Below are 13,820 nucleotides of genomic sequence, written 5' to 3' on the forward strand. Positions count from 1 at the left end.
GTCTCTCAGAAGTTCAGCATTGCCGGCGTCAGGCCGGCGGCTGTGACGCGCAGGCGCGCGGGGGTGTTGTTGTCGGGGCGTCTCAGGATGGCCAGGCCGCGGCCCTCGAAGGCCGCGTGCTCGGCATCCCGTGGATCATCCACATCCGCGAGATTGCCATTGCCGATACCGAGGATCTCGACAGGGCCTTGCAACTCGAAGCGCAGGCGCTGGGTCGCATCCGGCACGCGGCGGCCCTGGCTGTCGGTGACGAAGAAGGCGATCTGCTCGATGCCATCCCTGGCGGCGGCCACGCGTTGAAGTTCGATGCGGGCGGGGGCGCCGGCGGTGTGGAGCTTGAACTCGGCGACCGGCTGGCCGGCCTTCATTCCCACAGCCTTCAGTTCGCCGGCTTCAAAGGGCAGCGTCCAGCTCAGAATGCCTTCGACGGCGTCGGCCGCCTGCTGCGTGCCCACCAGCTTGCCGTTGAGCCACAGCTGCACCTCGGGCGTGTTGGCATAGGCGGAGACGACGATGGATTCGCCCACCGGCCAGTTCCAATGCTCGGCCAACCTGGCGCGCTTGTGCTGGTCCAGCAGCGGCGTGCCCTGGCCGGATTGCGATGCGATCTGCGTGGCCGAGGCGGTGGCGGCGGCCAGGTAGACGGTGGGCTTGTCACTCCAGAGGCTGGCGCGGAAGCCGCCGCGCGGCTTCATGAAGCCGGCCAGGTCGAAGAGGCCGAAGTCCGCGCCACGCAGCGGCCAGCGGCCGGCCTCGCCGAGGTAGTCGAAGCCGGTCCACAGGAACTGCGCGGAGACATAGGGCGTGTCGCGCACGATGGCCCAGGCGCGGTAGTCGTGGCGGTTCTCGCTGCCGTAGATGACGCGCTTCGGGAACTTCGCGTGGTCGGCGGCGTAGCGGGCTTCCTGGTAGTTGTAGCCGGCCACGTCGAAGAGCTGGTCAAAGCCGACGGCGTCGCTCATCTCGACCGAGGCGAGCGCCGCAGTGACGGGCCGTGTCGGGTCCATGCGGCGCACGGCGTCCACCAGCGGCTTGCCCCAGCGCACCAGGTCGGTGGCCGGCGGCGCGATGGGGCGGTACTTGGCGCCGAGCACCGGGTGCGAGAAAGGATCGTTGGGATAGTCAACCTCGTTGCCGACGCTCCACATGATGATGCTGGGGTGGTTGCGGTCGCGCCTCACCATGTCCTCGACATCGCGCACGCTCCACTGCGCGAATTCCTCGCCATAGCCCTGGCGGCCCGGCACGCCGACGTTCCAGCCTTCTATCCACTTGTTCTTGGTCGGCGTGAACTCGTCGAAGGCCTCGGCCTGCACCAGGAAACCCATGCGATCCGCCAGGTCCAGCAGCTCGGGCGCGGGCGGGTTGTGGCTGGTGCGCAGCGCGTTGACGCCGATGTCCTTGAGCTGCTGCAGGCGGCGTTCCAGCACGGCGACCGGCACGGCCGCGCCCAGGCTGCCGGCGTCGTGGTGCAGGCAGACGCCCTTGAGCTTGACGGCCTGGCCGTTCAGCGTGAAGCCGGTGTTGGCGTCAAAGCGGAAGCTGCGGATGCCGAAGGGCGTGTCGGTCTGGTCAATCAGCTTGCCCTCAACCCGCACGCTGTGGCGCAGCGTGTACAGCTGTGGCGACTCCAGCGACCAACGCTGCGGCTCGTCCACCACCAGCGCTTGAGGCAGCGTGCGTTTCTCGCCCGCGGCCAGTCGGACTTGCGCGTCGCGCGTGGCGACGACGCGGCCATCCGGCGCAATCAGCTCCGCGCGCAGCGTGAACCGGCGCGCGTCCGCCGCCGCGTTGATGAGTTCGGCCTGCGCCTTCACTTCGGCCCTGGCCGCGCTGACCTGGGGTGTCGTCACATACGTTCCCCAGGGCGCGATGTGCAGCGCGTCCGTGAAAGTCAGTCGCGCGTCGCGGTAGATGCCAGAGCCGCTGAAGTAGCGCGAGTCCATTTGTCGCGAGTGGTCCACGCGCACGGCCAGCACATTGGGGCTGCCATCGAACTTGAGATGGCGGGTCAGCTCGAACTCGAAGCTGCTGTAGCCATAGGCGCGGCCGCCGACGTAGTGGCCGTTGATCCAGACCTGGGCATGGTCGTAGACGCCGTCGAAGATCACGCGCGCGATGCGCCCCTGCTGTTCGGTGCCGAGAGCGAAGCTGCGCCGATACCAGGCGATGCCACCGGCCGCATAGCCATTGCCGCTGCCGTGCTCGGCGCGAAAGGGCTCGTGCTGGCTCCAGTCGTGCGGCACACGCACGGCCGGCCAGCCGCTGTCATCGAAGGCGGGCTGCATGGCCGCGCCCGGGTCGCCTTTCTGGAAGCGCCAGCCGCTGTCGAGCGGCTGCACCTGCCGTTGCGCGAACACCGTGCTCGCAAGCAGGGCGGCAGCGAGAAGAGTGAAGAAGCGCTTCATCGCTGCAGATTGCGCGGCTGCGGCACGGGCTCGACCGGCACGCCGCCGCGCGCGACGGCCAGCGGCACCAGGCGCACGGCCTCCAGCGCGTTGACGGCTTGGCCATCGGTGGTGACGGCCAGCGTCAGCGTGTTCTCGCCATTGGCATTCAGGATGCCCGGTGGCAGCACGAAGACGCGCTGCGGGCCGACGTGGGCGATGAACTGGCCCATGTTCCAGCCATTGACGAAGATCAGCGCGCGGTTCTCGACTTCGGAGCGCGGCTGGCTCGTGTCGCCAAAGGCCAGGCCCAGTTGCACGTCGTGGCCTTGCGGAAGCTCGAGTTTGAAGCCGGTGCGCAGCCAGTAGCTGCCGGGCGCGGGCGGCGCAGCGCTGACGGTCGTGGCCTCCCAACCCGGCTGGGGCTTGCTCGCATCGACAGGCAGATGCCAGCCCATGCGTTCGCCCTGCAGGCCGCCGCTGTTCATGGGGCCGCGCACGAGATCGGCAATGTCTTCGCCACCCTTGTTGCCCTGGATCTTCCAGGCGATGGGCGTGCCGAAGCGCTGGCCGCCCCTGGGCGTCAGCGAGGCCGAGATCAGGCCGCGGGCTTCCTTGTGCACGTCATCGGCGAACAGGTCCCAGTTGTGCGAGTTGTTGCGCACGACGACGGCGATGACATGCTCGCCGGGGGGCAGGTCCTTCAGCGTGCGGCGGAAGGTGTCGGTCGTTTCGGGGAAGGGTCTGCCGGTGTCGTGGTCCTGCTGGCCGACGAATTGCCCATCCACCCACACCTGGATCAGGCCGGCGCCACCGCCGCCGAAGAAGAGTTCGAGCTGAAGCGCCTTGACTTCCCTGGTGGTGAAGCGGCCCCGGTACCAGACGTCGCCATGGTGGAAGCCGTAGTCGCTCATGGCCAGCACGGGCTGGCCCTTGTCGGGGGCGGTGTAGACGTTGGCGGCCGAGGCGGTGGCATCGGTCTTGCGCCAGGCGCTGTCGTCGAACCTGGGATCGGCTTCGAGAGAGTCAAAGCGGCGCGTCCAGGCCGCCTTCGTCAGGTCGGGCAGTCGAATGGCTTCGGGGCCGGGCAGGACGGCGCGGGCGCTGAGGCTGAAGTCCTGGCTGCTGGTCGCGACAGCCTGGCCGTTGAAGCTCAGGCCGGCGATGCCATCGGGCACCCAGACGCGCAGCGCGCTGGGCGCCGTCGTGTCGCCCGTCAGCTTCAGCGTCTTGCCGTCGATGCTTGCGGTGCGAATGAGTCCCGGGCTGCGCACCAGCACGCCCTGCAGGCGCCAGAACTCCTGGGCCGTCTTCTCGTCGGCAATCAGCAGCAGCAAGGGCGCGCGGCCGGCGCCGCTGACGAGGATCTCGATGAGGCCGGTGTGCTGGTAGTTCAGGCGCAGGTCGCCGCTGCTTGCGTCCCAGTTCAACTGGGCCTGGCCGCGCAGCAGCTTGACGGTCGGCCGGGCGGTGTAGCGCAAGACGGTCTCGCCGTCATCGCCGTTGCGGCCGTAGACCAGGGCGACGTCGCGCCCGCCCTGCTGCATCTGGGCCTGCAGCTCGCTGGTGCTGTAGACCAGGTGCTGGCGCTCCAGCGCATAGGACGCCAGCAGCATCTTGGCGTCCTGGCCCGTCAGCGTCAGCTTGCCGGCCTGTGGAATCTGATAGCTGCCGTCGCGCGTCTTCAGCTTGAAGCTGAAAGCCTCCGTGCCGGAGAGGTGGTTGTGCTGGGCCAGCAGCACATGGCTGCCCAGCGCCTGATTGACGTTGTGATACAGCCTCACCCTGGCATTGCCGGGGTCCAGCACCTCGCCCTTGTCCATCTGCGCCAGCACCGGCGTGGCGGCCTGCACGAAGCCGCCCATCTGCTTGAGGACGAGGGCCTTGTCGCGCATCACGCGGGCCTCGCTGATGGGCGAGCCGTAGTCGTAGCTGGTGTAGACGATGGGCCCCGGCTGCCAGCCCCAGCTGGTGCCGCCATAGGCCATGTAGATGGAATGGATGGTCAGCGCATTGATGAGGCTGCTGCCGTAGAACACGCGCTGGTAGCCCGAGCCCTGGCGCCGCGCCGTGCACTCATAGGTGCCGTTGCTGCCCCAGTAGTCGAACCAGCCCGCACCGATCTCGGCGACGAAGCCGGGCGTGTTGGGCGAGGCCTGCGACCCGACCTTGGGAAAGTTCTTGCCGTAGATGCCCCAATCCGGCGCGGGCGCCGGCGTGCCGGGCGTGCCATCCACGCCGCAGACGCCACCGGGATAGCCGTCGAAGGCGTAGAGATCGGTGGGGCCGGGGTTGGCAAAGGGCGCGGTGGAGTTCTTCGGCGTCCAGTCCGGCAGGCGCGAGGCGGCGTTGTGGAAGAGGGGCACGGTGATGCCATCGGCTCGCGCCTTGTCCGCCAGATGCTGCATGTGGCGGATGTTCTTGGGCTGGACGGAGAACAGCTCGTTCTCCAGCTGATAGGCGATGACATTGCCGCCGCCATTCGTGATCTGGTGGCGGGCCAGGATGGCGTTGATCTGCGTCATCCATTCGTCTGCCGCGGCCTGGTACTCGGCCGCATCGGTGCGGGCCTCGGCGCGCTGGCGCAGCAGCCAGCCGGGAAAGCCGCCGGCGGTCAGCTCGGCATTGACGTAAGGCCCCATGCGGGCGATGACGTAGAGGCCTTCATCCTCGGCCATCTGGATGGCGCGCTCGATGTTGCGCACGCCGGTGAAGTCGTAGTGGCCGGGCTTGGCGGAGTGATAGCCCCAGCTGAAGTAGAAGGACACGGCGTTGAGGCCCGAGGCCTTCATCTTCTGCAGCACGTCGCGCCAGAGGCTGGGCGAGGGCAGGCGGAAAGGGTGGATCTCGCCGGCGAAGATCATCTCGCGCTTGCCGTCGATGATCAGCGAGTGGCGGTCCCAGGCAATCGACTTGGGCTTGTTCTTCGGCGCCGTCGCACGTTCCAGCTGGGCGGTCTCTTCCGAGATGACGGTGAAGTGGCGCACGGTGCCGGACACACCGCCCAGTTCCTTCTTCGGCGTCCAGGTCTTCAAGCCGTCGAGGCTGTCGGAATACCAGTAGCGCTTGGTCGTGTAGTCGTCGAAGTAGATGCGCCAGCCGCCGGGGATGGGCACCAGGGCCTGGCCTTCCGACGGGCCGCCCCAGCCAGCCCAGTCGCCGGTCTTCTCGAGTGTCCAGGGGCCGTCCAGTGACGGCGCCGTGGCCAGCTCGATGAACTTGGTGGTCTCGTTCTTCGTGAACGCGACGTAGCGGCCTTCGTGGCGGATGACGAAGCTGTCGATGAAGTTGTTCTCCAGTCCCCGCATGGGCATCGGAGCCGAAAACTTCGTGAAGCCGGCGTCCAGCGCCTTGACGTAATAGGCCGCGAAAGGACCTTGCGTGCCGCTCCTGGACAGGCTCACGACGAGCTGGAGGCTGCCATCGCTGTCGCGGAACCATTCCGGCGCCCAGACATTGGTGACGCCTGGCAGCTGGACGGGCACGTCGGCCACATGGGTCCAGGTCCTCAGGTCGGCCGACCTCGCGATGCCGAAGGTCGAGCCGTTCCAGTTCGTCGTGTAGGCGATGTAGTAGAGGCCATCGGCCGCGCGGATGATGGATGGGTCGCGCAGCAGGTCCTTGGGGGGCTGGTAGACCTCGGAACCCAGGGACGTGAAGGTCACGCCATCGTTGGACGTGAACAAGCTGAGCTGGTTCTGCGAAGTCGCCATGAAGGCCGACATCAGCAAGGTTCGCTCGGCTTTGGCAACCGGCTGGGTCGCCAGCGCCGGCACCGTGACGGTCGTGGGCGGCAGTTGCCCGGGCAGATCCTGGGCGCTGGCAGCGGCGCAGAGCAGCAGCGCGGCGAGCGGAAGCAGGGTGAAGGGCAGGGCAGCGGGCATAGCGGACCGGGAGTGCGGGGAGCCTGATTCAGTGTCACCCGGTTCCTGGTCGCCAAAAAATCAAGCGCTTGCGAGAAAGGGCCGCAGAGAGCTCTCACCAAGGCAAGCGATCAGGCTCTTCGTGCGCTTCCGGCAAAGGGCAATAGGCGGGGTGATGACGCTCTTCCCAGCGATCTGGAGGCAAAGCGCGAAGAGCCAGCGAAAATAGCCGTCTATGTTCAGTTTCTTCAAGAAGGCGCCCCCGCCTCCCGCGCCCGCCGACGAGGCGCCGACCCTGCTGCCCGAAGGCTGGGTCACCAAGCCTGCGAGCCAGCCGGCGCCGGAACCGGTCGCGGCCCCGGCGCCGGTCATCGCCCCGACGCCAACGCCTGTTGCAGCACCCGTTGCCGCACCTGTCCCGGTGCCTGTTGTCGTTGCGCCGCCCCCGCCCGCTCCGGTCGTCGCCGCACCGCCGCCCCCGCGCGCCAGCTGGATGGACCGCCTGCGCGCCGGCCTGCGCAAGACCGGCGGCAGCATTGCCGGCGTCTTCAGCGGCACCAAGATCGATGATCAGCTCTATGAGGAGCTGGAAGAGGCGCTCTTGATGGCCGATGCCGGCGTCAAGGCCACGCAGTTCCTGCTCGACGACCTGAAGCGCCGTGTCAAGGAGGCCAGGGCGACCGACCCGCAGGCCGTGCGCGGCCTGCTCGTCGACGCGCTGGCCGAACTGCTGGCGCCGCTGGAGAAGGGCCTGGAAGTGGGCCGTTTCACGCCCACCGTGATGATGGTGGTCGGCGTCAACGGCGCCGGCAAGACCACCAGCATCGGCAAGCTGACCCGCCATCTCGCCGAGGCCAGCCAGAAAGTGCTGCTGGCCGCCGCCGACACCTTCCGCGCCGCGGCCCGCGAGCAATTGGGCGTGTGGGCCGACCGCGCCCAGGTCGAGATCATCAGCCAGGAGGGCGGCGACCCGGCGGCCGTGTCGTTCGACGCCGTCAACGCCGGCAAGGCCCGCGGTGCCGATGTCGTCATCGCCGACACGGCAGGCCGTCTGCCGACCCAGGTCCACCTGATGGAGGAGCTGAAGAAGATCAAGCGCGTCATCACCAAGGCCCAGGAGGGCGCACCCCACGAAGTGCTGCTGGTCGTCGATGGCAACACCGGCCAGAACGCGCTCAACCAGGTCAAGGCCTTCGACGAGGCCCTGGGCCTGACCGGCCTGATCGTCACCAAGCTCGACGGCACGGCCAAGGGCGGCGTGCTCGCCGCCATCGCGCGCGAGCGGCCCGTGCCGGTCTATTTCATCGGCGTGGGCGAGAAGCTGGAAGACCTCGAGACCTTCAGCGCCCGCGAGTTCGCCCGCGCGCTGCTGGAGTAAGACCCTCGAACTCGGTGCGTATCCAGGCCTCGAAGGCGTCGACGGCCGGCGCGCCGATGCGGGCCGGGCCGCGCAGCAGCCGATAGCCATAGGCCGAGGCCTGGGGCGCGCAGCGGGCCCGCACCAGGCGGCCTTGCTCCAGGTCCTCCGCGGCCAGCGCAAACGGCACCAGGCCAACGCCCAAGCCCGCCACCACCGCCTGCACCAGCAGGCCGCCATGGCTGTAGCTGCGCGAGAAGTCCAGATGCCGTCGGCTGGCGAGTCCCTCGCGTGCCAGCAGTTGCTGCCAGGCGGCCAGCCCGCCTTCTTCGTGCAGCAGGGGCTGGCGGAGCAGATCGGCCAGCGGCAACGGCCTGGCTGCGACCGCCGGGCTGCAGACGACGACCTGCTGCTCGGCATGCAAGGCCGGCCCGTCCATCGTCGCCAGGGGCTGGTAGCGCAGCGCGATGTCGCAGCCACCGCCATCCAGGTCGGACAGCTGGTCGCTGGCCTCCACGCGCACGTCCACGGCGGGATGGGCGGCCGTGAAGCGGTGCAGCCGCGGCACCAGGAACTTCATCGTCAGCGAATGCGTGCCCGACACGCGCACGGTGTGCGGGTCCTGGGTCTCGCGCAGCGCCAGCACCTGCTCGCGCAGTTCTGCCAGCAGGCGGCCGACGTTCTCGGCCAGCGCCCGCCCTGCGGGTGTGATGGCGACGTGGCGCGCATGCCGCACGAACAGGGCCAGGCCCAGAGACTGTTCCAGCCCCTTGATCTGCTGGCTCAGCGCGGCCGGTGTCTTGTGCAGTTCGGCCGCGGCGGCGCGAAAGCCGCCGTGGCGGGCGGCGGCCTCGAAATCGAGCAGGCCGGACAGGCTGGCGAGGGGCTGGGCCATGGCATGAGGGCAGGTTTTTCTGATCCTCAGGATAGCCAATTCCAGGTTTCGCTTCCGCCGCTGCAATAGAAAACTGCGATCCATCACTCCAAGGACGAGTCATGGGTCAAGAAATCCTGGTCATCGGTGGCACGCGCTACTTCGGCATCCGCCTCGTCGAGGCCCTGATCGCGGCGGGCGATCGGGTGACGATCGCGACGCGCGGCCGCACGCCCGATCCCTTCGGCAGCCGTGTGCGCCGCATCGCCGTGGACCGGACCGACGCGACGGCCATGCAGGCCGCCTTCCGCGACGCCCGCTTCGACGTGGTCTATGACCAGATGTGCTATCGCCCGGAAGAGGCCGCCCTTGCCGCCCGCCTGTTCGCCGGCAAGGTCGGCCGCTATCTGATGACGTCAACGATCGAGGTCTACGACGTGCTGCATGGCCGGCTGGCCAGGGCCTACCGCGAGGACGACCTTGATCTCGCGCAGGCCGTGGCTGAACCGCCGACTGCCTATGGCGAGGGCAAGCGCCGCGCCGAGGTGGTGTTGCTGGCGGCACGGGGCCTGCCGGTCGCGACGCTGCGCCTGGCCCATGTGCTGGGCGGCGCGGAGGACTTCACCGGACGCCTGCGTGGCTGCGTCGAGCGCGTGCTGCGCGGCGAAGCTTCGTCGCCGGCGGCGACAGCGGGTGAGACTTCGTTCATCGACGTGCCCGGCGTCGTCCAGCTGATGCTCTGGGCCGGCCGCCAGGACTTCATCGGCCCGCTCAACGTCGCCAGCCGCGGCACGCTGACCTCGGCCCAGCTGCAGGCGCGCATCGCCGCGCGGCTTGGCCTTGAGGCCTTGGGGGCCGCAGGCGTCGTCAGCGGCCCCTTCGACTACGCCGCACCCCATGCCCTGCACACCGGCCGCGCGACGGCCCTGGGCTGGCTCTTCGATCCGGTGGACGGCTGGCTGGATGCCCTCATCGACGCCCATGCTGCAGCGCTGGCCGGCGAAGGGGTGCTGCCGTGAGCGGCATCCAGCACCTGGGCGCCTTCCTGCTGGCGTCCCTGCTCGTCGTCGTCGTGCCGGGGCCGGCGACGCTGTATGTGCTGGGGCAGGCCCGCATGGCGCCGCAGCGAGCCGTACTGGCCGTGGGTGGCCTGGTGGCGGGCGACTTGCTGCTGATCACCGCGGCCGGGGTGGGGCTGGGGGCGTTGCTGCAGCAATGGCCGGCGGCCCTGCTGGCCTTGAGGGTGGGTGGCGCCCTTTATGTCGCGTGGCTGGGCGTGGCCATGCTGCGCAGTACGCCGGCGGCGGACGCACCCCCGGCAACCGCTGGCGGTCAACGCGCCTTCGGTCCCGCCCTGCTGCTGACGCTGCTGAATCCCAAGCCCATCCTGTTCTTCGGCGCCTTCTTCCCGCTTTTCCTGAAGGGCGATGGCAGCGACTGGCTGGGCGGCTTCCTGCGCCTGGGCCTGCTGTTCGAACTCGTGAACATCGGCTGGTTCGCGCTGCTGATCACGGCCGTGGCGCTGTTGCGCCGGCACGCCCGCGTGCCGGCCGGCCCCTGGCTGAACCGGCTGGGGGGACTCGGCCTGCTGGGCTGCGCGGCCCTGGTGCTGCTGGGCTAACGCCTCAGTGCGCGTGCGGCGTGTCGGCGTAGTAGCCGGAGGCGCGCTGCTTGGAGAAGAGCTTGTCGCGCAGGCGGTCGGCGGCTTCGTTCTGCCAGTCGCGGTCCCAGTGCGTGACGGCCAGCTCGGTGGCGCCCAGCACCCGCAGCAGCCGCTCGCGCTTGCGGGAATGGCGGGGCTGGTCCTCGGCGATGGGCAGCAGCACGACGGAGCGCACATAGCCATGCTCGTCGCACAAGGCGAAGTCGACCGTCAGCAGGCCGGTGCGCGACAGCCATTCCCGGTAGGAATACTGCTTGGGCACGCGCACCAGCTTGTGCAGGGGCACGTGGGCGAGCAGAAAGCCCTTGGGGTGCTCCAGGGCCAGGGCCAGCGCGATGCTTTTGTGCGCATGCCTTTCGGCGCTGACCAGCACGCGCGCGGCTGTCGGCGGCCAGTGCATCACGGTGTCGGCCGCATCGGCACGGCGGGGAGCACTGCGCTGTCCGGTGAGGGTGCTCAGCCAGGCGGGGAGGTGGAGATTCAGCATGCGGGGCACGCTAACGGCAGTGCCGGGTCTTGACCACGGCTGGCTGTCCCTTGAGCTTGGGACCAAGTGTGAGCAGGTGTGACGCCGGACAGTCCGGCGACGGTTTGGGTTCTGGTAGACCCTAGCGAGTAGCCCTTGGGGGGCGCTCGGCCCCCATCAATGAGGCGGTGTGTTGACGCTTACGGCGGAGGCTGACGGAAAAGTACGCGCGCGTCCCAAGCCCGGCCGACGCGTTGCAAAACCAGCCCCAGAAGTGACACGACGACGCCCACCGTCATGAAAAGTGCGGCGACGGAGCCCCAGCGGCCCATATCGTCGAGCAGCATGGCGACACCGAACAAGAAGGCCATGGCACCGGCGATGTAAAACGAGATGGATTGAATCAACCACAGCGGGCGGCGAGCCGCCAATTGACGCTTGCGGTGAATGCTTACCGCACGGTTTTCCACTTCACGAGCTTCTGCATGACTCGAAATGTCATGAATGCCTCGTGCAGCCAACTCAGTCATCAAGGCGGCTTTGGCCTCAGGAACGAGGTCGCTGCGGCTCGCTCGGTCGATCAGATCCTCGTCATGCAGGTGCCTGAAATGCTCGCTGTATTGCGACATGGGGCTGGCTCCGACCCTTTTCGATCACATCCCCGGCAGGCCCTTCATGCCGCCCATGCGCTTCATCATCTTCATGAGGCCGCCGCCTTTCATCTTCTTCATCATCCCCTGCATCTGGTCGAACTGGTTCAGCAGGCGGTTGACGTCCTGGATCTGCACGCCGGCGCCGGCGGCAATGCGGCGCTTGCGGCTGGCCTTGCTCTTGCCGTCCATCAGCAGCGTGGGCTGGGCGCGCTCCTTGGCGGTCATGGCGCGCAGGATGCCTTCCATGCGCTTCATGTCGCGCTCGGCGCGGTCCATGTCGGCCTGGCCGGGCTGCTTGTTGCCCATCATGTTCTGCGGCAGCTTGTCCATCAGGCCGCCGAGGCCGCCCATCTTCTTCATCTGCGCGATCTGCTGCAGGAAGTCGTTGAGGTCGAAGCCGCTGCCGCTCTTGAGCTTCTCGGCCATGGCCTGGGCGGAGGCCATGTCGACGTTCTGCGTGACCTGCTCGACCAGGGCCACGATGTCGCCCATGCCCAGCACGCGGCCGGCATGGCGGTCGGCGTCGAAGACCTCCAGGCCGTCGATCTTCTCGGACACGCCGGCGAACTTGATGGGCGCGCCGGTGATCTGGCGCACCGACAGGGCCGCACCGCCGCGCGAGTCGCCGTCCAGCTTGGTCAGGATGACGCCGGTCAGCGGCAGGGCTTCCTTGAAGGCCTTGGCGGTGTTGACCGCGTCCTGGCCCTGCATGGCGTCGACGACGAACAGCGTCTCGACCGGGTTCAGGACGCTGTGCAGCTCCTTGATCTCGGCCATCAGCGCTTCGTCGATGGCCAGGCGGCCGGCCGTGTCGACCAGCAGCACGTCGATGTAATGGCGCTTGGCGTAGTCGAGGGCGGCGAGGGCGATGTCGCGCGGCTTCTGGTCGGGCGTCGATTCGAACCATTCACCGCCGGCCTGGCGCGTGACCGTCTTCAGCTGTTCGATGGCGGCGGGGCGGTAGACGTCGGCGGAGACCGTCAGCACCTTCTTCTTGCGCTTCTCGATCAGGTGCTTGGTGAGCTTGGCCGTCGTCGTCGTCTTGCCGGCGCCCTGCAGGCCGGCCATCAGGATGACGGCGGGCGGCTGGGCGGCCAGGTTGATGTCGGCCACGCCCTCGCCCATGGTGGCGGCGAGCTCCTTGTGCACGACCGAGACCAGCACCTGGCCCGGGTTCAGCGAACCGACGACCTCCTGGCCGAGGGCCTTCTCCTTCACGCGGGCGATGAAGTCGCGCACCACGGGCAGGGCCACGTCGGCCTCGAGCAGGGCCATGCGCACTTCGCGCAGCATGTCCTGAACATTGCTCTCGGTGATGCGGGCCTGGCCGCGCATCGTCTTGACGAGGCGACTCAGGCGGTCGGTGAGGTTGGAAGCCATTGCTTTGGGGAGGGGTCTGTCCGGCCGGAATGGCGACAGGCCAAAAGTACACTGCAGCCATGAGTTTATCGCCCACCCCCCTCGGAGACGCCGCTGTGGCCGCGCAGGCCGTCGGGCCGGGGTTGGCACTGGCCGTGGCCAGCATGCTGGCCTTGCTGGGTTATGTCTGGGTGGGCCTGCTGCGTTCGCGGGCCGGCGACGCCGACGCCGCCGTGCGCCGGCCGCTGCGCTCCGTCCCGCCCATGGCCCTGGCCTGGACGGCCCAGTTCGTCGCTCTCTATATAGATATCAGCGGCTATGGCCTGGCCGAGCCCGGCGCGCGCTTCGGCTTTGCGCCGGCGCTGTCGATGACGGCCTGGCTGGTGCTGACGGTCTATCTGGTCGAAAGCCGCTTCCTGCCCCTGCACAGCGTGCGCCGCGTGCTGGCCTGGCTGGCGGCTGCCGCCGTGCTGCTGGCCTGGGGCTTCCCCGGCGAGAGCCGGCCGCAGGCCGCATCGCCCTGGGCGCCACTGCACTGGGTGCTGGGCCTGGCGTCCTACGGCCTGTTTGGCGTGGCGGTGCTGCATGCAGCGCTGATGAACCGCGCCGAATCGCAGCTGCGCCGCAAGCAGTCGACGCCGGCCGGCCTGCCGCTGCTGCGCCTCGAGCGCCTGACCTTCCAGTTCGTGGCCGCCGGCGTCGGCGTGCTGTCCCTGGCCATCGCTTTGGGCTGGTGGTTCACACCGGCCTGGCGCTGGGACCACAAGAACCTGCTCGCCGTGCTGGGCTGGCTGGTGCTGACCGGCCTGCTCGTCGGCCGCCGCATCTATGGCTGGCGCGGCCGGCGCGCGACGCGCTGGCTCTACGCCGGCGCCGCCCTGCTGCTGCTGTCCTATGCGGGGTCGCGCTTCGTGCTGGAGGTCATCCTGCAGCGCGGTGCCAATGGAGGCGGCGCATGAAGTACCTGTTGCTGCTGCTCGCTCTGGGCGTGCTTTTCTTCGTGCTGGGTGCGCGGCGCGCCAAGCCGCGCGAGCCCGAGCCGCGCGCGCCTGCGCCGCCCGCCCCGCCGCGAGCCATGCTGCGCTGCGCCGAATGCGGCACGCACCTGCCAGCCGACGAGGCCCTGCCCGGCAAGGGCGGCGTGTTCTGCAGCGCGGCACACCGCAACAGCTTCGAGGCCCGCGAGGGGCAGGCCTGA

11 protein-coding genes are annotated in these 13,820 nt (G+C 68.7%); 5 read left to right on the forward strand and 6 right to left on the reverse strand.

Going from position 1 to position 13,820, the window contains the following annotated elements:
• Positions 1 to 5 precede the first annotated feature (5 nt).
• Positions 6 to 2,408, reverse strand: coding sequence for a glycoside hydrolase family 2 TIM barrel-domain containing protein (locus AC07OY_RS02320; RefSeq protein WP_495040907.1), 2,403 nt, complete (start codon positions 2,406 to 2,408; stop codon positions 6 to 8).
• Entirely contained in the window at positions 2,405 to 6,271 is a 3,867-nt protein-coding gene (locus tag AC07OY_RS02325; RefSeq protein ID WP_495040908.1) for a beta-galactosidase, read from the reverse strand. The genes AC07OY_RS02320 and AC07OY_RS02325 overlap by 4 nt, the downstream gene beginning before the upstream one ends.
• A gap of 214 nt (positions 6,272 to 6,485) precedes the next feature.
• Here AC07OY_RS02325 and ftsY point away from each other — a divergent pair, with 214 nt between their 5' ends.
• Positions 6,486 to 7,628 carry a signal recognition particle-docking protein FtsY gene (gene ftsY, locus AC07OY_RS02330; protein WP_495040909.1) on the forward strand — a complete coding sequence of 381 codons (1,143 nt, stop codon included), beginning with the start codon at positions 6,486 to 6,488 and terminating at the stop codon, positions 7,626 to 7,628.
• On the opposite strand, the gene AC07OY_RS02335 is transcribed toward ftsY, so the two are convergent.
• Entirely contained in the window at positions 7,591 to 8,502 is a 912-nt protein-coding gene (locus AC07OY_RS02335; RefSeq protein ID WP_495040910.1) for a LysR substrate-binding domain-containing protein, read from the reverse strand. The two genes, ftsY and AC07OY_RS02335, sit on opposite strands and share 38 nt — an antisense overlap.
• A gap of 101 nt (positions 8,503 to 8,603) precedes the next feature.
• Here AC07OY_RS02335 and AC07OY_RS02340 point away from each other — a divergent pair, with 101 nt between their 5' ends.
• The gene (locus tag AC07OY_RS02340) at positions 8,604 to 9,500 is read left to right on the forward strand and encodes an NAD-dependent epimerase/dehydratase family protein (protein ID WP_495040911.1); all 897 of its coding nucleotides are present in this window, start codon (positions 8,604 to 8,606) and stop codon (positions 9,498 to 9,500) included.
• Positions 9,497 to 10,102, forward strand: coding sequence for a LysE family translocator (locus tag AC07OY_RS02345; RefSeq protein WP_495040912.1), 606 nt, complete (start codon positions 9,497 to 9,499; stop codon positions 10,100 to 10,102). The genes AC07OY_RS02340 and AC07OY_RS02345 overlap by 4 nt, the downstream gene beginning before the upstream one ends.
• Before the next feature lie 4 nt (positions 10,103 to 10,106).
• On the opposite strand, the gene AC07OY_RS02350 is transcribed toward AC07OY_RS02345, so the two are convergent.
• The 3 genes from AC07OY_RS02350 to ffh all read right to left on the reverse strand — a co-directional run bounded on the left by AC07OY_RS02350 (position 10,107) and on the right by ffh (position 12,643).
• Positions 10,107 to 10,631: a hypothetical protein gene (locus tag AC07OY_RS02350; RefSeq protein WP_495040913.1), complete on the reverse strand. Its 525-nt coding sequence runs from the start codon at positions 10,629 to 10,631 to the stop codon at positions 10,107 to 10,109.
• A gap of 179 nt (positions 10,632 to 10,810) precedes the next feature.
• The gene (locus AC07OY_RS02355; protein ID WP_495040914.1) at positions 10,811 to 11,239 is read right to left on the reverse strand and encodes a hypothetical protein; all 429 of its coding nucleotides are present in this window, start codon (positions 11,237 to 11,239) and stop codon (positions 10,811 to 10,813) included.
• Between the two features lie 24 nt (positions 11,240 to 11,263).
• Positions 11,264 to 12,643, reverse strand: a complete 1,380-nt coding sequence (gene ffh / locus AC07OY_RS02360) for a signal recognition particle protein (protein ID WP_495040915.1) — start codon at positions 12,641 to 12,643, stop codon at positions 11,264 to 11,266.
• Positions 12,644 to 12,702: 59 nt separating this feature from the next.
• Between ffh and AC07OY_RS02365 the strand changes: the two genes are divergently transcribed.
• Positions 12,703 to 13,581 (forward strand): cytochrome C assembly family protein, encoded by an 879-nt coding sequence (locus tag AC07OY_RS02365; RefSeq protein ID WP_495040916.1) that lies wholly within the window; start codon positions 12,703 to 12,705, stop codon positions 13,579 to 13,581.
• Positions 13,578 to 13,820, forward strand: coding sequence for a PP0621 family protein (locus AC07OY_RS02370; RefSeq protein WP_495040917.1), 243 nt, complete (start codon positions 13,578 to 13,580; stop codon positions 13,818 to 13,820). The genes AC07OY_RS02365 and AC07OY_RS02370 overlap by 4 nt, the downstream gene beginning before the upstream one ends.

It is taken from the genome of Roseateles sp. GW821-FHT09H10 (assembly GCF_059415865.1).

Coding starts and splice junctions, on each gene's coding strand:
- AC07OY_RS02320 (WP_495040907.1), bottom strand. CDS start 2,408: ATGAAGCGCTTCTTCACTCTTCTCGCTGCCGCCCTGCTTGCGAGCACG.
- AC07OY_RS02335 (WP_495040910.1), bottom strand. CDS start 8,502: ATGGCCCAGCCCCTCGCCAGCCTGTCCGGCCTGCTCGATTTCGAGGCC.
- AC07OY_RS02350 (WP_495040913.1), bottom strand. CDS start 10,631: ATGCTGAATCTCCACCTCCCCGCCTGGCTGAGCACCCTCACCGGACAG.
- AC07OY_RS02355 (WP_495040914.1), bottom strand. CDS start 11,239: ATGTCGCAATACAGCGAGCATTTCAGGCACCTGCATGACGAGGATCTG.
- AC07OY_RS02365 (WP_495040916.1), top strand. CDS start 12,703: ATGAGTTTATCGCCCACCCCCCTCGGAGACGCCGCTGTGGCCGCGCAG.
- AC07OY_RS02370 (WP_495040917.1), top strand. CDS start 13,578: ATGAAGTACCTGTTGCTGCTGCTCGCTCTGGGCGTGCTTTTCTTCGTG.
- ftsY (WP_495040909.1), top strand. CDS start 6,486: ATGTTCAGTTTCTTCAAGAAGGCGCCCCCGCCTCCCGCGCCCGCCGAC.
- AC07OY_RS02325 (WP_495040908.1), bottom strand. CDS start 6,271: ATGCCCGCTGCCCTGCCCTTCACCCTGCTTCCGCTCGCCGCGCTGCTG.
- AC07OY_RS02340 (WP_495040911.1), top strand. CDS start 8,604: ATGGGTCAAGAAATCCTGGTCATCGGTGGCACGCGCTACTTCGGCATC.
- ffh (WP_495040915.1), bottom strand. CDS start 12,643: ATGGCTTCCAACCTCACCGACCGCCTGAGTCGCCTCGTCAAGACGATG.